At 64.6% G+C, this 19167-nt stretch carries 12 protein-coding genes; 9 read left to right on the forward strand and 3 right to left on the reverse strand.

All coding sequences use genetic code 11. From position 1 onward, the window contains the following. The first annotated feature begins 50 nt into the window (after positions 1 to 50). The 3 genes from ACT53M_RS07040 (at position 51) to ACT53M_RS07050 (ending at position 8056) form a co-directional block, all read left to right on the forward strand. Positions 51 to 3161, forward strand: coding sequence for a TonB-dependent receptor (locus tag ACT53M_RS07040; RefSeq protein ID WP_476232323.1), 3111 nt, complete (start codon positions 51 to 53; stop codon positions 3159 to 3161). Positions 3162 to 3423: 262 nt separating this feature from the next. Continuing rightward, positions 3424 to 6294, forward strand: coding sequence for a M16 family metallopeptidase (locus ACT53M_RS07045; protein ID WP_476232324.1), 2871 nt, complete (start codon positions 3424 to 3426; stop codon positions 6292 to 6294). A gap of 127 nt (positions 6295 to 6421) precedes the next feature. After that, positions 6422 to 8056, forward strand: a complete 1635-nt coding sequence (locus ACT53M_RS07050; RefSeq protein WP_476232326.1) for a peptide-N4-asparagine amidase — start codon at positions 6422 to 6424, stop codon at positions 8054 to 8056. Here the strand turns inward: ACT53M_RS07050 and ACT53M_RS07055 are convergent. Beyond that, positions 8053 to 9801, reverse strand: coding sequence for a DUF6055 domain-containing protein (locus ACT53M_RS07055; RefSeq protein ID WP_476232327.1), 1749 nt, complete (start codon positions 9799 to 9801; stop codon positions 8053 to 8055). The two genes, ACT53M_RS07050 and ACT53M_RS07055, sit on opposite strands and share 4 nt — an antisense overlap. 516 nt (positions 9802 to 10317) lie before the next feature. Continuing rightward, complete coding sequence (locus ACT53M_RS07060; RefSeq protein ID WP_476229126.1) at positions 10318 to 11154, reverse strand: type 1 glutamine amidotransferase; 837 nt, start codon at positions 11152 to 11154, stop codon at positions 10318 to 10320. Between the two features lie 99 nt (positions 11155 to 11253). Here ACT53M_RS07060 and ACT53M_RS07065 point away from each other — a divergent pair, with 99 nt between their 5' ends. Further along, positions 11254 to 11829, forward strand: coding sequence for a DUF3237 domain-containing protein (locus tag ACT53M_RS07065; protein WP_476232329.1), 576 nt, complete (start codon positions 11254 to 11256; stop codon positions 11827 to 11829). Here the strand turns inward: ACT53M_RS07065 and ACT53M_RS07070 are convergent. Continuing rightward, the gene (locus ACT53M_RS07070) at positions 11814 to 12554 is read right to left on the reverse strand and encodes a GntR family transcriptional regulator (RefSeq protein ID WP_476232330.1); all 741 of its coding nucleotides are present in this window, start codon (positions 12552 to 12554) and stop codon (positions 11814 to 11816) included. The genes ACT53M_RS07065 and ACT53M_RS07070 overlap by 16 nt on opposite strands. Positions 12555 to 12690: 136 nt before the next feature. On the opposite strand from ACT53M_RS07070, the gene ACT53M_RS07075 reads away from it, so the two are divergent. The 5 genes from ACT53M_RS07075 to ACT53M_RS07095 all read left to right on the forward strand — a co-directional run bounded on the left by ACT53M_RS07075 (position 12691) and on the right by ACT53M_RS07095 (position 19080). Next, entirely contained in the window at positions 12691 to 12837 is a 147-nt protein-coding gene (locus ACT53M_RS07075) for a hypothetical protein (protein WP_476232331.1), read from the forward strand. Between the two features lie 33 nt (positions 12838 to 12870). Beyond that, positions 12871 to 14241: a glutamine synthetase family protein gene (locus ACT53M_RS07080; protein ID WP_476232333.1), complete on the forward strand. Its 1371-nt coding sequence runs from the start codon at positions 12871 to 12873 to the stop codon at positions 14239 to 14241. Between the two features lie 4 nt (positions 14242 to 14245). Further along, positions 14246 to 15547, forward strand: a complete 1302-nt coding sequence (locus tag ACT53M_RS07085) for an NAD(P)/FAD-dependent oxidoreductase (protein ID WP_476232335.1) — start codon at positions 14246 to 14248, stop codon at positions 15545 to 15547. Between the two features lie 36 nt (positions 15548 to 15583). Further along, positions 15584 to 17923: a TonB-dependent receptor gene (locus ACT53M_RS07090; protein ID WP_476232337.1), complete on the forward strand. Its 2340-nt coding sequence runs from the start codon at positions 15584 to 15586 to the stop codon at positions 17921 to 17923. 122 nt (positions 17924 to 18045) lie between these two features. Further along, positions 18046 to 19080, forward strand: coding sequence for a hypothetical protein (locus ACT53M_RS07095; protein WP_476232339.1), 1035 nt, complete (start codon positions 18046 to 18048; stop codon positions 19078 to 19080). Positions 19081 to 19167: the final 87 nt, after the last annotated feature.

Below are 19167 nucleotides of genomic sequence, written 5' to 3' on the forward strand. Positions count from 1 at the left end.
AAAAGAATTTTGTCGCAATCGCCTTGGGGGCGACCGTTTTGAGTCCGTTGATGCCGAGCTATGCGGCGGCACAAGCCGCGCAGAAGGCTCGCGAAACGCAGCATTTCGAAATTCCGGCGGGTGGGCTGGCCGAGGCCTTGCAGGCCTGGAGCAAGATAGCGAAGCGCGAGATCGTGTACCGGATGGACGATGTCGGTAACAAGCGTACGCATGGCGCGCAGGGTGATTTGCCGCCGCTGTTCGCGTTGCACGTCCTGCTCATCGACACTGGCCTGAAGGTCGTGACGACGGAGGATGGCGCGATCGCTCTCCGCCCTTTGGCGGAAGAAGACACCAGCGTCACTCCTGACATTCTCGTCACCCGCAAGCTGAACTGGTCGCTCAACGCCGGTATCGAACGGACGCAGGACGACAGCCAGCCGTTCATCGTGATGAGCCGCAAGGAGATCGAGCAGAGCGGCGCGCCGAACCTGGAAGCATTCCTGCGCAACCAGCTCAACGTCAACACCTCGCCGATCATGGGCGACCAGGCGATGGGCGGCGCCAACGATTCCAACCGGGCGGTCGGCGTCAGCTCGATCAACCTGCGCGGCATCGGCGTGCGCGACACGCTGATCCTGATCGACGGCCGTCGCCAGCCGGGCATCAACATCGGCAGCGGCGACATCAGTCAGCCGTCGATCACCGGCATCCCGATCTCGGCGGTGGAGCGCATCGAGGTGCTCGCATCCTCGGCCTCCGGCATCTATGGCAGCGGCGCCTCGGGCGGCGTGATCAACATCGTGCTGCGCCGCGACTTCAAGGGCGCCGACCTCTCGGTCAATTACGACAACACCACCGATTTCGCGGCAGGCCGCAAGACGGTGGACCTCGTCGGCGGCCTGCCGATCGAGGGCGGGCGGACCCGCATCTCGTTCACCGGCAACTGGACCCAGGGCGACGCACTTAGCTATGGCGACCGCGAAAACATCCGCCAGCGCGGGATCAAGGCACAGCTGGCGAACGATCCCTACGCCTTTTACGGCAGCTACGTTCAGGCCCCGCAGGGAACGGCCGTCAACTACAAGACCGACGACGGTTCGATGCTGCAGCTCAAGCCGCAATATGGGGGGCAGACGCTGACGACGAGCCTGGGAACGATCCCGATCGGCTATGCCGGTCTGCAGACCGCGGGCGTGGCGCCGCTGCTGGCGTCGGTCGGCAAGTACAATCTCGACCAGCCCAACACCGCATCGGGCTATGGCGCGCGGGCACCGCTGATCTATCCGGTGGATCAATATAGCGGATCGCTGGCGATCCGCCGCGAGTTCAGCCGCTGGCTGACGATGTATGCCGAAGTCGGCGTCACGTCGTCGACGGCGTACAACACCTATTCGAACACCATCAATTCCTATACGCTGGATGCGAGCGCGCCCAACAACCCCTTCACCCAGTCGATCGCGGTGACCTTCCCGGCGAATGCGCAGTTCGACACGCGGGTAAAGAGAAAGGCATCGACCTTCCGCAGCCTTGCCGGTGCCATCATCAAGCTGCCCGAGGATTGGCAGGCCATCGCCGAACTGGCCTATTCCACCTCATCCTATCAATCGCAGGACAGCCCGCCGAATGCCAGCGTGAATGCGACCTACAATCTCCAGGACGGAACGATCAACGGCTTTCTCGACACGACATCGTTCCCGCTGAAGCTGCCCTATAACACCACGCCCTATTCCAACCGCAATGCAGACGGCAAGGCATCGAACCTCGCCCCCTCCCTGCGGCTCGCCGGCCCGCTGCCGCTGACGCTGCCGGGCGGCAAGGTGCGCATTACCGCCAATACCGAAATCAATACCGCTCGGATCGAAGCAACAGCCAACACGATGCTGAACGACGATACCGCGCTCACCAACTATATTCCCAGGGCGATGCAGACCACCAAATCGGTTTATGCCGAGATCCTGTTCCCGCTGCTGGGCGAAAAGCATCAGCTTCCGCTGGTCAAGTTGCTGGAACTGCGCCTTTCCGCCCGCCATGAATCCTACCGGGGCGACGGGGCCGACCCCTATCCATGCCAAGTGCCGACCGTGCCCAACCAGAGCGATTATTTTTCGAGCTGCCCGCCGGCGGGAACGATCATCCCGCGCTCAATCACCAGCAATGCCCATACCGATCCCAGCGTCAGCCTGCTCTGGACGCCGATCGACGGCATCACGCTGCGCGGCTCCTACACCACGGGCTATCTGCCGCCACAGCTCAACCAGCTCGTCCGCACCCCGCAGCCGTTCATGATCGTGAACATGCGGGATTCCGCCCGCGGTGGCGAACTGATCGGCATGGACCTCGGATTCGGCCTGAGCGCCATCCCCGGCTTTTCGGGCGGCAATCCGAACCTGAAGCCGGAATCGTCGAAGACCTGGACGGGCGGCGTGATCCTGAAGCCCCATTTCCTCGATGGCTTCCGCTTCTCGGTCGACTGGACGCATTTGAAGAAGCGCGATCTCTACTTCGATCCGTCCATCCTGCTCGGCACCATTTTCGGCAGCTCGCAGCTGCAGTTCGATGAATTCCTCAAATATAACCCGGGTCGCGTCGTCCGCGGGCCCGCGTCCGGCGGCTATGCCGTGGGGCCGATCACGTCGCTCGACGTTTCGATGATCAACCTCAAGTCGATGGAAACCCAGGCCTTCGACTTCACGATGAACTACGATACGACGCTGTTCGGCGGCACGCTGTCCGCCGTGGGCCGCGCGACCTATGTCGATATGCTCACCATCGCCCCCTTCGCCGACTCCCCGGCCACCAATTACGCCGGCGTTGCGACGACCGCGTTCTCGGCCGGCAGCGGCGGGCAGGGATCGCTGCGCTTCCGCGGCAGCGCTTCGGTGCAATGGAGCAAGAACCGGCTCAGCCTGGGCTGGCAGACGCGTTACATGAGCGGCTATTATCTGCTTGCGGACCATTCCGTCGTCACCGCACAAGGCTCGGCCAAGGTCGACAGCCAGATGTATCACGACATGAACATCAGCTACCGGCTGCCGATCAAGATGACGGTATATTTCGGCATCAACAACGTCTTCAACAAGATGCCGCCGCTCGACGTCTCGCAAAGGCCGCTCTTCTACAGCGCCTATGGCGATCCGCGACTGCGTAACTTCTATCTGCGATTGACCAAGTCGTTCTGATTTACCTTCGCCGTACCGCTCTCATCCCTTGCGGCGGGGCGGCGGGGCACTCCGCGCCCAGCGATTCCGTACCCGGAATCGCTGGGCGCGTCATTTCGATGGCAGCGATCCCGTGCCGGCGCGCCGGCGGCGGTGAAAACTTTCCCGGTCGTTACGGGTTTGCGCCGGCCGATTGTCTTCAACCAAGACGAACCACAGTTTTTCCCATCCGGGCGAACCGGCATTCCAGCGGCGCCAGCCGCATCTCGATCAAGGATATGTTATGACATTGCGTACGATGTTGATGGCCGGTACCGCGCTGCTGCTGGCGCCCGCCGCCGCGAACGCGGCGCCGCACTCGGCCGCCGGCGCACCTTCGGCGGAGGCGGTGACGGCCACGGCAACAGCGCCGGCTGAGCTCGTCAGGCTGGTCAAGGACTTCACCATCCCGTACCAGACCTTCACGCTGCCTAACGGCCTGAAGGTCATCGTCCTTACCGACCACAGCGTTCCCATCGTTTTTACCAGCATCAACTATGCCGTCGGCTCGACCTTCGAACCCGCCGGGCGCAGTGGCTTCGCGCATCTGTTCGAACATCTGATGTTCAACGGCAGCGAGAATGCCCCAGGCGACTATTTCCAATATCTGCGGGACGCCGGTTCGATCAGCATGAACGGCAGCACCGGCTATGACTTCACCAACTATTATGAGGCGGTGCCCACCGGCAGCCTCGATCGCGTCCTGTTCCTGGAAAGCGACCGGATGGGGCATCTGCTCGGCGCCGTAACGCAAGCCGTGCTCGACGAGCAGCGCGGCGTGGTGCAGAACGAGAAGCGCAATGGCGACAATAACCCGGCCAGCATCCTGAGCTACAGCCGCCGCAGCGCCATCTATCCGGCCTCGCATCCCTATGGCCACAGCGTCATCGGATCGATGAAGGATCTGAACGCCGCATCGCTGGCCGATGTGCACCAGTGGTTCAAAGACTATTACGGCCCCAACAACGCGACGCTGCTGCTGGCCGGCGACATCGATCTCGCCACCGCCAAGGCCAAGGTGATGCAGTATTTCGGCGACATTCCGCGCGGGCGCGCGATCACGGAGCCGGTGGCATCGGTGCCGGTGCTGAAGGCGCCGATCAACCAGACGCTGACCGGTCCCGTCTCCACCGTCCAGATCGCGCGGACCTGGCCGGTACCGGGGGGACGCGACAAGGCCAATTTCGCGCTCGATGCGATTTCCGGCCTGATGACCGGCATCGATGGCGCGCCACTGACCGACAAGCTGGTGCGCGAGCAGAAGCTGTTCAACTATCTGAGCGCCGACAACTCCACCTATCGTGGCGTCGGCGAGTTCACTGTCTATGGCTCGGTGCGTCAGGGGGTCGATCCCGCGCTCGCGGCGAAGGCACTGGACGAGGCGATCGCCGCCTTCCTGAAGAGCACCCCCTCGATTGACGCACTGAACCGCTACAAGAGCACGCGGATCATCCCGCTGATCCGCAACAACGAGACGATCGAGGCGCGCGGGGGCCTGTTGATGCAGGCCAATTCGGTGCTCGGTTCGCCCGACAGGTACAAGGACGACCTCGAGGCCTATCTGGCGCTGACGCCCCAGTCGGTAATGGCGGCCGCCCGCGAATGGCTGGGCCGCCCCGGCTATCGCGCGACGCTGAAGCCAGGCGAGCGCATGACTCCGCCGGGTGACGAAAGCGTCGCCGGCGTCGAGGTGCCGGATGCGCCGAAGGCCGCAGTGGTGCCTGCGCAGCACGGCACTCGCGGGCCGGTGCCCGGCATCGGCGCGCCCGACGCCGCCCGCTTCCCGGCGGTGCAGCACGCCAAGCTCGCCAACGGCATTCCCGTCCTGTATGTCCAGCACGCCACCGTGCCCTTCACAACCGCAGAACTGACGTTCGACGTGGGCCGCGTCGACGATCCGGCGGACAAGCGCGGCGTGATCGGCTGGATGTTCCAGATGCTGGCCGAAGGTGCCGGCGGCCATGACGATCACTGGTTCAGCCAGATGCGCGAGCGGACCGGCGCATCGATCTATGGCAGCGCCCAGAACACCGACTCCGGCATCAGCCTTGCGGCGCCCAGCGCCAGCCTGGAATCGGCGCTGGACACGATGATGCTGATGCTGACCAAGCCCGATTTTCCCCAGGATCGGCTGGAGGATCTGCGGCGGGAAGAAATGGCGCGCGTGAACGCTGCACCGAAGAGCCCCGCAGCGCTGCTCAACGAGGCGTTCACCCAGGCGCTCGCGCCCGGCACGCTGCTCGCCAAGGCGGCCGAGGTGCCGACTGCGGCCGAGGTACAGGCGATCACCCGCGCCGATCTCGAGACCGCTTTCCACCGCTGGATGCGTCCGGACGAGGCCAGCCTGGTCATCGTCTCCGACGAGCCGCTCGCAACCCTGCTACCCAAGCTCAATGCGACGCTGGGCGCCTGGAGCGCGGCGGGGCGTGGTCCTGCGCCCGAGGCGCTGAAGGTTAAGCCTGCGCTCGCCACCGGCCCGGCCAAGATCGTGCTGGTCGACATGCCCGGCCAGGTCCAGGCGATCGTCACGGGCGGGCAACTCATCGATCTGCCGCGCACCGACGAAGGTCTCGCCCCGCGCGTCGCGAACCTCGCGCTTGGCGGCGAGTTCATGTCACGCATCAACATGAACCTGCGCGAGGACAAGCACTGGACCTATGGCGCGTCCGCCAGCTTCGATACCGACGATCTCGGCTCGAGCTACCAGTTCGAGGGGCAGATCCAGCCGGACAAGGTGGGGCCCGCCATTGCCGAGGTGCAGCGCGAACTGAACGCGATCCTTACCGACAAGCCGATCACGCGCGAGGAGTTCGAAAGCGGCGTCGTCAACATCCTGCGCAAGAACGTCGCTTCTTTCCGCTTCGGCGCGCAGGTCATGGGCGCCGCGTCGATACTCCGCCGCAACGGTTGGCCCGACGATTTCTTCAACACCTTCAACGCACGGCTGCGTGCGCTGACTCTCGACGAGGCCAATGCGTCGCTGCGTCACTATCTGCAACCGTCGAAATGGGTGTGGGGCGTCGTCGGGGACGCCAAGACGATCCGCCCGCAGCTCGAAAAACTGGGCCTGCCGATCGAGGTCGTAACGCCGGCGCAAATCCTCGCCAAGAACTGAGCGATAGCGGGGCGGGGGTATTACCCCCGCCCCTTTCCGTCTGGACACCCCGAAAGTGTCGACCGTTTCCCAAACTGATTAGGCCGTTGCTGTGGACATTCCGGCGCACCCCGCTTCCCGCAAAAGGATGAAGGCTCGCGGCGCGCTGCTCGCCCCGCTGCTCCTCACGAGCACGCAAGCCGCGGCACAGGCGGCGTCCGAGTCCATCGGCAACGGCGTCGTTGCGCCGGCGCCCGCCCTTGCGCGGCCGGCCAGCAAGCGCTGCGTCGTCGAATTGTTCGGGCGTCGCGCATTCCAGGGCGATACCCCGCTGCCGATCACCTATCGCCCGCCCGCCGATTGTCCGGGAACATGGAGCAAGGTGGTGCTCGAAGCAGATTTCGACGTCACCACCGGCACCCAGTTCGATCGCACCGCCGATCTGACGCTGGGCGGCACCACGCTGTTCGTCGGTACCACGATGGAGCCGGATGCAACCTATGCCCCGCACTGGCATGTCGAGCGCGACCTGACCGACTATGCCGCACTCCTGCACCAGCCGGCGGACGGTGCGGCGACGCTGATCAACTATGTCGATGCGGAGCATGATGCGCAGGCATTCTGGAGCGCACGGCTGGTCTTCTACGCCGGCGACGCACCGGACCCGAACCGCATCCTCGTGCCCGTGACCGCCGGATTTGCCCGCCTCGATCCGCAGCAGCGGATGGTAGCGCGCACCCTCACCCTGCCGCGCAACCTCACGCGGGTCGCGATCGACCTGTTCGCGATCGGACAGGAGCGCGAGGAATTCTGGTATGATTGCGCGCCCGGCAACCTTGCCCTGCGCAACGTGTTCGGCCCGCCCCCCTGCGCCGCGCCCTTTCGCGAAGTGGAGGTGCGGATCGACGGGCAGCTCGCGGGCGTCCGCTCGGTCCAGCCGGCGATCTTCACCGGCGGCATCAACCCCGCCCTTTGGCGCCGCGCGCCGGCGCTCGATGCGCTCAACCTGCCCTCGGCGCGAGTGGACCTGACGCCGTTCGCCGGGCTGCTCAACGACGGAAAGCCCCACGTCGTCGCGCTCGCCATGCCGATGGCGGGCAGCTTCTTCCGCGTCTCGGCCACCCTGATCGGCGAGGTCGATCCTGAACGTGCCGTCGTACCGGGCGGGCTGATCGCGAGCACGCTCGCGCCGGCAAAGGCGCCGACGCGGCAGGTCCGGCCGCCCCGCGCGCCCGGCGCGATCGGCACGATCGAGACGGTCGCCACCCGGGCAGCGTTCGCCGAAGGCTATGTCGAGACCAGCCGCGGGCGCGTGACAACGCGCGTCGCCTACGCGCTCGACCAGCGGCTGGTTACCACCCGCGACGCCGGCAAGTCGAGCAAACGCTACGACGCGCACCAGTCGATCACCATCACCACACACGGCGGCGAACCGACGCGCCGCCGCATCGACGAACACGACACGCTGGCGATCGATATCGGCGTGAAGCCGCCACTCTATGGCGTGAAAAACGGAACCCGGATCACCCAGTCGAGCGAACGGACCGTCACCGGCGCGGGCGATCGCGACACGCACACGCTCCAGACGATCACCAGCTTCGCGCCGAGCTTCTCGGTCTTCACCGATGCCAAGCCGACACCGAACCGCGTGACCGTGACCTCGCTGGTCGAGGATGCGAATGGCCGCCGCCAGCTGGATGCCGTGGTAGCCGATGACCATGTCACACGGTCCGAACGGAATTTGGGCTCAAGCCCGACAGCCGGTGTGCCGGCGAAGCCCTAGCAGTCGCGCGGCGCCTGCCCCGCGAGCAGCAGTTCGGGCCTGGCGCAATCGACCTCCCCCTTCAGCCGCGGTTTTGCGCCGGTGATCTCCAGCACATAGGGGAAGCGGGCACCTGCCGCCGATCCGGGCTCCTGCCAGCCGAGCGACTCATACACGCCGGGTGTCGCGGTGATCGCCAGATAGAGGCGTGCATCTGGGGGGACGCGATAGCGGAGGGTGGCGCTGCCGGTCCCCTCAACACTGCCCAGCCGGGAATAGGACGCCTCCGCCTCGCCGCGCACCGCCACCAGCGCGAAGCGCCATGCCGCATCCCTCGCGGTCGTGCCGCCGGTGAGCCGCACGGTCACCATGGTGCCATGCCCGGTTACCGCAAGCGGGACGAGATCGCTGCCGAACTGGTGCAGCATTTGCTCTGGCTGCGGCACGAAGCGGCCCGGCCGGTCGCCGGGAACCAGCGACGCCCAGCGCGTGCCGCCGAACAGAAAACGCGTGGCGGCGGCGGCGTCGAGCAGCGCGCGCTGGTTCATGAAGTCCAGCGTCACGAGCCGCGCACCATACCAGCCCATGTCGTCGGCGAAGGAGCGCATGCCTCGGGGATAGGCCCCAGATGCCAGCCCGAGCCGGAGGAGCGTCGGCACGAAATCCTCGGTGGAGGCGCCACCGGCAGCGCGGGCGTTCTGGGTCCAGACGCCCCAGACCAGCGGGCGCGTCCGCCGGCCTTCGAACAGCATGTTGATGAACGGAAAGGCGCCGTAGCGCGCATCGGACCAGAGCGGCCCGCGGTTGAGATGGCTGCCATAGTTGGCGATCCAGCTCGTCGCCGCCGGCACCAGCAAATCGCCGAGCCAGTTGGCGGTGGATTCCCAGATCGGCCCGGCGCTGGGCGTTTCGCGCAGCCCCCCCGAATAATATTCGATCACATGGCCGAACTCGTGCGCGACTGCCTGCGGCCGCGCCGAGAGCACCTCCGCGCTCATCCACATCGCCGGTGAGGCGTTGGGAATGTGCGTGGTCAGGTCGCCGTCCTGCACATGGGGGCGGCCGGTGCCGTAGATATAGATGGCGATGCGGCGGCGATCGCCCGGGGGCGCATCGGCATAGGGCATCGGCGCGCGCGTAAGGTCGCGGCTCCAGTGCCACACGCGTTCTGCCCAGTCGCCGGCGCGCTTCAGGAAGGTCTGCCAATCCTCTCCCTTCTCGCGCACGAATGCGTAGCTCTCCCCGGCCGGGTTGGTGCCGTACCAGAAGACGAAATGCTGCGTCTCGTACTTGCCGACCCTGCCGGTCTCCAGGTCTCCCGGTTCCACCTGCCCCGGCTCGAGCACCGTGACGTACGTCTCGGGATCCGGCGCAGTGGGATGCCGCGCGATCTCGGCATCGACGAACGCGCGGTCCGCAGGCGAAAAGGAATCGGCGCGGAACGCGCGATAGCAGCCCGCCGCCGTCACCACCTCCACCATCCGGCGCGCGTCGCCCTGGTCGACGCCATAGGCCTGCACCAGCCGCGCGCGGAATGGCGCACCGGTTGCCATGCCGGCGGTCGCGTGGCTGTCCTCGTCGAGCTTCGGCGGCCCGGGTGCGATCTGCACCGGCGTCCAGCGGCGCAGCGGATAGCGGCCCCAGGGCGCCGCGTCCGTCCGGCTGCGGCAACCGTCCGCCGGAGCAGCAAGGGCTCCGTTCCCCCATGAGGATACCGCGCAGGCGAGCAACGGCAGCAGCGCGAACCCGGCAATCCTCTTCTTCATCGGCAAGATATCAAGCACCTTCCTGTTCGGGGCCATGGCAGAGGCCGTGCATCGTCTACCTTTCGCCCCGCAGAAGCGTGGCGGGGCGGAACGGATCGGAAGCAGGAAGCCCGCCGGCGGGCACCACAACCGCCTCCATCGCTGCCAGACAATCGAGCAGCGAAAACCCGTAACGGGCAGCCCCTTGAGCCGAGCGGAACCGCGTCGGGCGGCGGGCGCACGATGCAGGCGGCGCGTTTTCTGCGAACTTGTTCTATTCCTATGCACGCGTGCGCGACGAGCGGATGAATATCTACAGTCCGATCGAAAACACGGCACTCCTCTTCGCCAACTATCCCGCAGCCGCTACCCGGCCCACGCAGCTCGGCGTCGGGCCATATGACCCGCAGGCGGTGCCGCTGGTTTGCCAAGTTTGCCGATCGGGAGGGTATAAGCGACGCTTGTTGCCGCCATCGATCGAGCCAGTCGCGATCCAGACTTCGATAGTGGATGTGCCACTCAGAAGGAGCAGCTCACTTACATGACGCCCAGATATTGCAACCAGTTGCGGATCTCGGTGCGGCGGCGTGCGGGGTCGAGCAGATCCGCGTCAAGCCCTAGTTGCCAGGCGGCGGCGCTGTGGGGGCCGCCGGCGTTCGCGGCCTGCAGTGCTGCGATATGCCCTGCCAGCGCGGCTGCATCCTCGAAAAACCCACCCGCTACCAAGTCCGTGGCATAATAGGCGTAGAGATCAGCGATATGCGGCAGATCGAACTCGGGATGATATTGCACCCCCCACACCGCGCTGCGCCCAAGTGGAATCACTGCCGCCTGCACCGGGCAATGGTCATTGCCGGCAATCAGCGTGCTGCCTTCCGGCAAGCGCACAACATCATCATAATGGATGCACGGTGCATCGAATGCCGCGCCCCGGCCCCGAAGCAAGGGGTGGTCGCGTCCCGCCTGCGTAGGAACGATCTTGCGGGCGATGCCGAGTTCGCCTCGTCCGGGATTGCGCGCGACCATGCCTCCGCCCGCTATCGCGGCGATCTGCAAACCCCAGCAACTGCCGAGGATGGGCAGGCCGGCGTCGGCGGCTGCGCGGACCATTTCGATCTGGCGCCGCACCGCCGGCTCTGCATCATAGGCGTGGAGCGATGAGCCGGTGACAACGAAGCCCGCATAGTCGCCTAAACTGCGGCCGGGCGGCAGCGCAGCGCATGCATCTGCGCCGAAATAGGTATCGATCTGCACGTGCGGAGCGACGCCGCAGATCGCCTCTGCATAGGTCTCCCCCGGCGTCCGGACGCCGCTCGCCTGGGCGCGTTCGCGCGCCGCACGAGGGTTTCCCTCCATCATCAACAGACGAACCATTATGCATGCCCTGAAAATGTGATCACATAATACCATAGCCCGACATTGACAGATGACAAGGCACATGATCCATTATGTGATCACAATGTGAGGAATGCGATGTCGTATGTGTCGCGGCGAACTGCGCTGGGCGTAGCAGCGGCTCTGGGGGCCGGCGCACCCGCTTTCGGTCAGGATGCGGGGGGTGTGCAGGATGGCGGGGCAAAGGCAGCCTGGGCCATGCTGCCCCCCGCCACGCGCCCGGCCGTGCCACGCCTGCAATTTGTGTACGACGCGCTGGTCTGGCTTGCCGACACCGTTCCCCATGGCACCACTCCGGTGGGCAAGCGTTTCCGCGCCCCGATCACGGGCGGTGCCTTTGCCGGACCCGGCTTTCGCGGGCGGATCGTCCCCGGCGGAGCCGACTGGCAGCTGCAACGCACAGACCGCTATTTCGAGCTGTGCGCCGACTATTTCATGGAGACAGACGATCGCGTGCAGATCCACGTCGTCAATCGCGGCCTTTGGTACGGCAAAACCGACGACTGGCCAGCGGACTATGCGGTTTCCACCCCCAGCTTCGAAGTGCAGGAGGGGCGCTATGCCTGGCTCAACCGCCACATTTTCACCGGTACGATTGGGCCGGTGGAAGGTTCGCGGCCCGGCGTGCGGATTGCAGTTTACAAGTTGGCCTGAGCGGCGCGACGGCGGGGCTGGGTCCGCTTCGCTTCCTCGCGGATCAACAGGTTGCCGATGTGCGAAATGCCATCGCGAATGTCTGCTTCGATAGCGATCCGCAGCGCCGTACGGTTCCGGTCACGGATTGCGTTCAAGGCCTCTGCGTGACGATCCTCGGGATAATGTTCGTCGATCTGGATCAGGGCCTGGCGCATGAATGGCCCCAGTTGAAGCCACACCGATTCGATCAGCGCGCGAAATGCGGAACCCGGTCGCGCGTCGTATATGCAGGCGTGAAACGCGAAATTGCGGTCCATCCAACGGTCATATTGCTCACCATGGGTGGCTTCGTTCACTTCCTGATCGATCTGCTCGAGCAGCCGCAGCCGCGCCTGATCGATATAGGGGAGCGCCCGTTCGGCGGCTTCGGTTTCCAGCGTGACGCGCGCGGCAAGCAGATCCTCGAATCGTTCGATCGTCATCGCCGGAATACGGACGCGACGATTGTCCTGCATCTCCAGTGCCTGCTCAGCAATCAGGCGACGCAGCGCCTCGCGCACCGGCATGGCGCTGACGCCCATCTGCTCGGCCAATCCACGGATCGTCAACGATTGGCCGGGAGCGATGCGGCCAAGCAATATATCCTCGCGGAGCTGGTGAAACACCCGATTGGCGACGGTTTCCGCGCGCGCGCCGATGTCGTTGTCGCCTTGCCGGTCGGCGGCAATGTCCCTGATGCCCATGGGAGCCAGATAGTGATCACTAGTTGCCGTTGCAAGCGCCGCCGCCCCGACGCGCATGGCCATTGCGATTCTTCAGGAATCGCTAGAATCCCTCTCTGTCTTGCGGTGTTGCCCATAACGGGAGGGGCGGACATTTGTGATCACGAAAAATACATTGCTGCCGCAAGCGGGAAAAGACGGGCAATTTCAATGCGCGAGCGGCGGTAAGATCGGCGCATATGCGTCGGCGACAGAAGAAATGATCACTTTATTTCCGTGCGAGATCGCCGGGCGATCTGCTTGACGGTGCATAATGGGCGCGATATGTGATCACAATATGACACGCAGCGATGCTACCTCCTCTTTCCTTGAAGCGCTGGACGCCTGTGGGCCCGTGGAGCGAGTCGAGGCGTTTCTGGTCGACGTGAACGGCGTGCCGCGCGGCAAATGGGTGCCGGCAGCAAAAGCGCGCGGGCTGGCCGAAAAGGGCCTGCCACTGCCCCGCTCGCTGTACGCCCAGGACATCTGGGGTTGCGACGTCGAGGCCGCAGGTCTCGCCTTTGGAACGGGCGACCCGGATGGCCTTTGCTTTCCGGTTGCAAGTTCGGTCGCCCAGCTTCCCTGGGCAGCCGTGCCGACCGCACAGGTGCTGCTTACGATGCGTGAAGCGAGCGGTGCGCCCTATTTCGCCGATCCGCGCGCAATCCTCGCGCGTCAGGTGTCCCGGCTCGCCGAGCGCGGCCTGACCGCCATCGCTGCGGTCGAACTCGAATTCTACCTCCTGGCAGACGCGCCCGGCGCGCCGCGCCCCTTTCGCGCTGCCCTGCCCGGCGATGGCGAGCAGCCCGAGGCCGCAGGCAACATCCTGTCGGTCGAATTGCTCGGCGAGCACGAAGCCTTCATGAACGAAGTGGTTGCGGCGTGCCGGATGCAGCGCATCCCGTCCGAAGCGATCCTGCACGAAAACAGCCCCGGCCAGTTCGAGATCAACCTCGAACATGTCGCAGACCCGTGCCTCGCCGCCGACCACGCCGTGTTGCTGAAGCGCATCGTCAAGGCCGTGGCGCGGCGACACGGCATGCGCGCATGCTTCATGGCAAAGCCGTTCGGCGCGCTGGCCGGCAGCGGGATGCACGTCCATGTAAGCCTGTTGAATGCACAGGGGGCACCGCATTTTGCGGCAGCGGACGGCGGCGCCACCCCGGCGCTGCTCCATGCCGCCGGCGGCGTCGTCGGGTCGATGGCCGACGCGATGCTGCTGTTCGCGCCGCATGGCAATTCCTATCGCCGCTTCCGCCGCAACAGCCACGCGCCGACCGCCGCCGCCTGGGGCTGGGGCGATCGCACCGCCGCGCTGCGCCTGATCGATGGCGATCCGCGTGCGATCCGCATGGAGCTTCGCGTACCCGGTGCCGACGCCAATCCGTATCTGGTGCTCGCGGCGCTGCTCGCAGGTGTGCATGATGGTCTGGAGCACCGGCTAGACCCCGGCGTACCGCAGGATGCTGCAGCAACCGCGCCGCAAGGCACGCCGCTGCCGCTCGACTGGCGCAGTGCGATCACGCGCTTCGAGCAATCCGATTTCATTGCGCGCCAGTTCGGCACGGACGTCCGGCACGTCATCGCCGCGTGCAAGTGGCAGGATTTTGACGGCCTGCTCGCCCGCGTGACCGACGCCGAATACGAAACCTATCTGGGGACCGTGTAAAACCATGGAGCATCAGCCGATCCGCCTGCCCTATGCGGGCCTGCCCTCCTATTACGCCGCATCGGCCAATCCGGCCCCTGAGCGCCCCGAGCTTCTGGGCGACGAACGGTGCGACATTGCGGTCGTGGGTGCCGGCTTCACCGGCATGTCGGCGGCGCTCGAACTGGCGGAGCGCGGCTACAAAGTAATCGTGGTCGAAGGCGAGCGCGCTGGCTGGGGCGCATCGGGCCGCAATGGCGGCCAGCTCGTCAACGGATACAGCCGAAAGCTCGCTGAAGTCCGCAAACATTATGGCGTCGAGGCCGAAAAGCGGTTCGGCGAAATGGCGCGCGAAGGATCGGATATCATCCGCGCCCGCGTGGCGAAATACGGCATCGCGTGCGACCTGCGCGACGGCAACAGCATCGTCGGCATGCACGAGGCGCATATGCGCTTCCTGCGCGGGCGCGTGGAAGAATGGCACCGCCACGGCTTCACCGATGTCCAGTTGCTAGAAGGCGATGCAATCCGCAGCGTGGTCAACAGCGACCGCTATGTCGGCGGCTATCTCGATCCGCGTGGCGGCCATATGCACCCGCTCAACTATGTGCTGGGCGAAGCGGCCGCGTTCGAGGCGCTGGGCGGCCGCATCTTCGAAGGATCGCGCGTCACCCATGTGGATCGCGGCGCTCAACCGGTGGTCCACACCGCCAAGGGGCGCGTGTTCGCCAACAAGGTGCTGGTGTGCGGTAACGCCTATCTGGGGGATGCGGCGCCCGATCTATCCGGCCGTGTCCTTCCGGTCTCCAGCCAGATCATCGCCACCGAAGTGTTGGGTGAGGAGCTGGTGAACCAGCTCATCCCCTCGAACGCGGCGATGGAAGATACCCGCTACATTCCGGACTATTACCGCCGCTCGGCCGATCATCGCATCCTCTATGGCGGCGGCTCGGTCTATGGCGGCGTCGATCCGGCCAATATCAAGGGCAAGATCCTGCCCCAGCTTTACAAGACGTTCCCACAACTGCGCGGTGTGCAGGTCGATTTCGTGTGGAGCGGCAATTTCGCGCTGACGATGACCCGATATCCGCAAGTCGGGCGAGTCTCCGAATCCGTTTACTATTCGCAGGGGGATAGTGGGCACGGCGTAACTACCACGCAAATGCTAGGACGCAGGTTGGCGGAAGCGATTGATAATCAGCTGACTAAATTCGATGTATTTGCAAATCTTCCCCACATTCCGTTTGTGGGAGGAAAGGTGTTTCGCGTTCCATATTGTGTGCTTGGCTCGTGGTATTACGGGCTGAGAGACAAGCTGGGCATCTAAAATATTGGAGCCTGGTTTCATGAAGGGGAGAGTGCAATGCGCCATCTTTTGGCATCCGTATCCTTTTTATCCCTCTTCGCTCAACCGGCACTAGCGCAGAAGAGCGACGCCCCGGCCAGCGACCAGGAAATCGTCGTCACGGCGCAAAAGCGCGAACAGAATGTTCAAGCCGTGCCGATCGCGATCACCGCCATCTCTGGCGACGCCTTGCGCGAACAGTCGGTCCGTACGGTCGACGAAATCGGCAAAGGCGTCAGCAATACCCAGATTTACCAGGACAAGGGTGGCAGCCAGCCCAACTGGACCATCCGCGGCGTTTCGCTGTTCGACTTCAACGTCAACAACAGCCCGTCAACGGCGATCTACATTGACGATGTCTACCAGCCTTCGCTCGTGATGGGCGCCGGCGGCATCTTCGACCTGCAGCGCGTCGAAGTGCTGAAGGGGCCGCAATCGGGCCTGTACGGCCGCAACGCCATTGGCGGCGCGGTGCAGATCCTGTCGCACGAGGCCCGGCCGGGCGACAAGGACGGCTATGTCAACATCGACTATGGCTCCTGGAACCGCTATCGCATCGAAGCGGCTCAGTCGCTGACGCTGAGCGACACTACGGCAGTCCGTCTGTCGTTCCTGAGCGACGGCAGTCTGGGCGGCGGTTGGCAGACCAGCCTCGCCGGCGGTCGTAAATGGGGCGAACCTGACCGTATCGCCGCGCGCGGCCTGCTCCACAGCGAGTTGGGACCGATCACCGCCAAGTTGAAGCTCTATTATTCGCGTGACAAGAGCGACACGACGCTCGCGACAGCAGAAGGCGCCTACGCGACCGCCTACACGGCCGGCTCGGCAACGGCTCCGGCCTTTTGTTCTGCCATTCTGGCCGGCCGGCTGGATCAGGCCAATTGCCTCACCTTCGCGCAAGCAGTGCAACCGGGATTGGCAGGCGCGGCGGCACAGTCGAACAATGGCAGCCGCGTATTGTCGCAGACCGGCAACCGGCTGGACAATGAGGAATTCGCCGCCACACTGAACCTCTCGGCCGATCTGGGAAGCACGACGCTCACCTCGATCACCGGGTTCGACAGCTTCAATTTCGGCTTCAACTTCGACTACGACGCCACCCAGCTTCGGCTCGGCGGCTGGACGGAGCGCGCCAAGCTGCGCAACTTCAATCAGGAACTGCGCCTCTCTTCTGCGGGGAAAGGACCGCTGCGGTGGCAATTCGGCGCGCTGTACACCAACTACCGCTTCGGCGAGTTCAAGCAGTTCGACTGGACGCAGAACCCGCTGCTTTTCGATACTTTCAATCCTATCTTCGGGCTGAACCTGCAGGATCTGTACCTCGACGTAACCTACCGCCAGAAGACCGAATATTGGGGTCTTTACGGCCAGTTCGATTATGATCTGGCGTCGAAGCTGACGTTCAGCGGTTCGCTGCGCTATTCGGACGAGAAGACCAGCTATCGCGACGGCCGCACCGGCTTTCGCAGGATCACCAGCTTTCCCGCTCCGAACGGAATCGATCTGATCCCCATCGGCACGATCGACCGCGATTATAAGCTGGGCGATCACTGGACCGGCTCGGCGACGCTCAGCTACACGCCGATCGACCACAAGATGCTCTATCTGACCATCTCGCGGGGCTACAAGTCAGGTGGCATTCCCGGCGGCTTCCCCCAGACCACCGACGACACGCTGCCGTACAAGGAAGAAACGATCCTCAACTTCGAGGGTGGCTTCAAGACCGAATGGCTGGACCGCAAGCTGCAAGTGAACGGATCGGTCTTCTATTACGACCACAAGAACATCCAGGCATTCACGACACTGCCAAGCACGCTGACGCCTGGCCAATTTGCCTTCCGCCTCACCAACATCGGCGATGGCTATAATTTTGGTGCGGAGTTGGGCATCGTGGCACGCCCCGTTACCGGGCTGCGGCTGGGGGCCGACATCGGCTACCTCAAGACCAAGATCACCAATTCGGACAAGGTCCAGTTCTCGTTCGATAATCAGTCGATTCCCTGGCAAGGGCAACGCCTCGATTATGCCCCGACCTGGAGCGGCAACCTTACCGCCAGCTATACCCGGCCGGTAGGCACGGGGCTGTCGCTGACCGGCGCGTTCGACTATAACTTCCGCTCGACACTGCGCCAGGGGCTCACTGCGGTCGACCATGCCCTGCGCGGCGTGCCCGGCTATGGCATTGGCAATGCCCGGTTGTCGCTTGAATCCCAGCAGCATTGGACGGTGTCGCTGTGGTCGAAGAACATTTTCGATAAGGCCTATATCACCGATGCCGGCAATGACGGCGTGGGCAGTTACTACAGAGTCTATGGCGAGCCGCGTTCGATCGGCATCAGCCTTGGTTACAAGTGGTGAGCGGCGGTGGCAGCGGCCTTCTTCAGGGCCCCGCGAGGGGGGATGTAGCAGCGGCGCTCCTGTGCGGGCTCGCCGGTGTCATCATCCTCTCGCTACAGCCGCTGGCGTTCGGCCCCCTGGTTGTGCAGGGGACCATCACGGAAAGCCAGCTCGGGCAGATCGCCGGGCTGGAGACGGCCGGCATTGCGCTGACCTCGGCAGTTCTCCCCGGTTGGTTCAGCCGGGGATCACTCCACCTCAAGCTGACCGTGGTGGCGGCGATTATGGCGTTGTGTAACCTCGTGACGCCCTATTTGCCCCATCCACTGCTGCTGTTGCCAATCCGGATGCTGTGCGGGCTGGCGGAAGGCGCGATTCTCGCCGGCTGCTTCGTCGTGCTGTTCTCGGGGGGCGATCCGGAGCGGATGAACGCGCTCTTTCTTGCCGTGTCGAACAGCATCGTCGCAGTGGTTTCTTATCTGATCCCGACGCACATCCTGCCGGCGTTCGGCGCCGCGGGCAGCTTTCTCCTTATGGCTGCGGTGGGAATCGCGGGCGCTGTGGCGGCGCTGGCGATCCGGCACCGACCTGTGCCGATGCGGATGCCCATCACCGGTTGGAGGCGATGGCCGGTCGGTGCCTATCTGGTACTGCTGGCGATCGTCGCGCAGAATGCGGCTGTCATTTCAGGCTGGGTGTTCCTCGACTCTACAGCGCGTGCGCACGGCTTTGGCGCCGATACGCTGGCGATTTCGGCGGCACTGGGCATTCTGGCGCAAGTGGGCGGAGCGACCAGCGTGGCGGTGTTCGGTTATCGGCTTCCCGCAGGGCCTGCGCTGTTACTGGGCAGCCTGACGCTCGCGGCATCGGTGTTCTGGCTGGGACATCCGGGCAACGCGCTGCAATTCGTGCTGGCCAATATGGTGATGGGCTATTGCTGGCTGGCGCTGCTGCCGCTGAGTATCAAGCTGATCTGCGAGATCGAGCACGAGAAGCAGGCCCTGTACCTGACGGCTGCCGCGCAGATGATCGGGCTCAGCTTGGGGCCGCTCGTGGCTGCCAATTTTGTGTCGGCGGATACGGTCCGGCCGGCCTATCTGGTGGGCCTGTTGTTCGGGCTGGTTGCCGTGCTGCTGTTCGCTGCAGCCTGCCGCTCGCCCGAGCGTGCCCACGCCTGATCTTTCTGGGACACTGAAAAGCATGGCCTGGCTGACCAAAGATCCCGAACTGTTTCGGGGCGTCCCGCAGGTGGAAAATTTCCGCCG

Source organism: Sphingomonas sp. DMC6 (genome assembly GCF_056314225.1).

What these genes read in the sequence shown, in the direction of transcription:
- ACT53M_RS07040 (WP_476232323.1), top strand. Translation starts at nt 51, where the DNA reads ATGCCGAGCTATGCGGCGGCACAAGCCGCGCAGAAGGCTCGCGAAACG.
- ACT53M_RS07045 (WP_476232324.1), top strand. Translation starts at nt 3,424, where the DNA reads ATGACATTGCGTACGATGTTGATGGCCGGTACCGCGCTGCTGCTGGCG.
- ACT53M_RS07050 (WP_476232326.1), top strand. Translation starts at nt 6,422, where the DNA reads ATGAAGGCTCGCGGCGCGCTGCTCGCCCCGCTGCTCCTCACGAGCACG.
- ACT53M_RS07055 (WP_476232327.1), bottom strand. Translation starts at nt 9,801, where the DNA reads ATGAAGAAGAGGATTGCCGGGTTCGCGCTGCTGCCGTTGCTCGCCTGC.
- ACT53M_RS07060 (WP_476229126.1), bottom strand. Translation starts at nt 11,154, where the DNA reads ATGGTTCGTCTGTTGATGATGGAGGGAAACCCTCGTGCGGCGCGCGAA.
- ACT53M_RS07065 (WP_476232329.1), top strand. Translation starts at nt 11,254, where the DNA reads ATGTCGTATGTGTCGCGGCGAACTGCGCTGGGCGTAGCAGCGGCTCTG.
- ACT53M_RS07070 (WP_476232330.1), bottom strand. Translation starts at nt 12,554, where the DNA reads ATGGGCATCAGGGACATTGCCGCCGACCGGCAAGGCGACAACGACATC.
- ACT53M_RS07080 (WP_476232333.1), top strand. Translation starts at nt 12,871, where the DNA reads ATGACACGCAGCGATGCTACCTCCTCTTTCCTTGAAGCGCTGGACGCC.
- ACT53M_RS07085 (WP_476232335.1), top strand. Translation starts at nt 14,246, where the DNA reads ATGGAGCATCAGCCGATCCGCCTGCCCTATGCGGGCCTGCCCTCCTAT.
- ACT53M_RS07090 (WP_476232337.1), top strand. Translation starts at nt 15,584, where the DNA reads ATGCGCCATCTTTTGGCATCCGTATCCTTTTTATCCCTCTTCGCTCAA.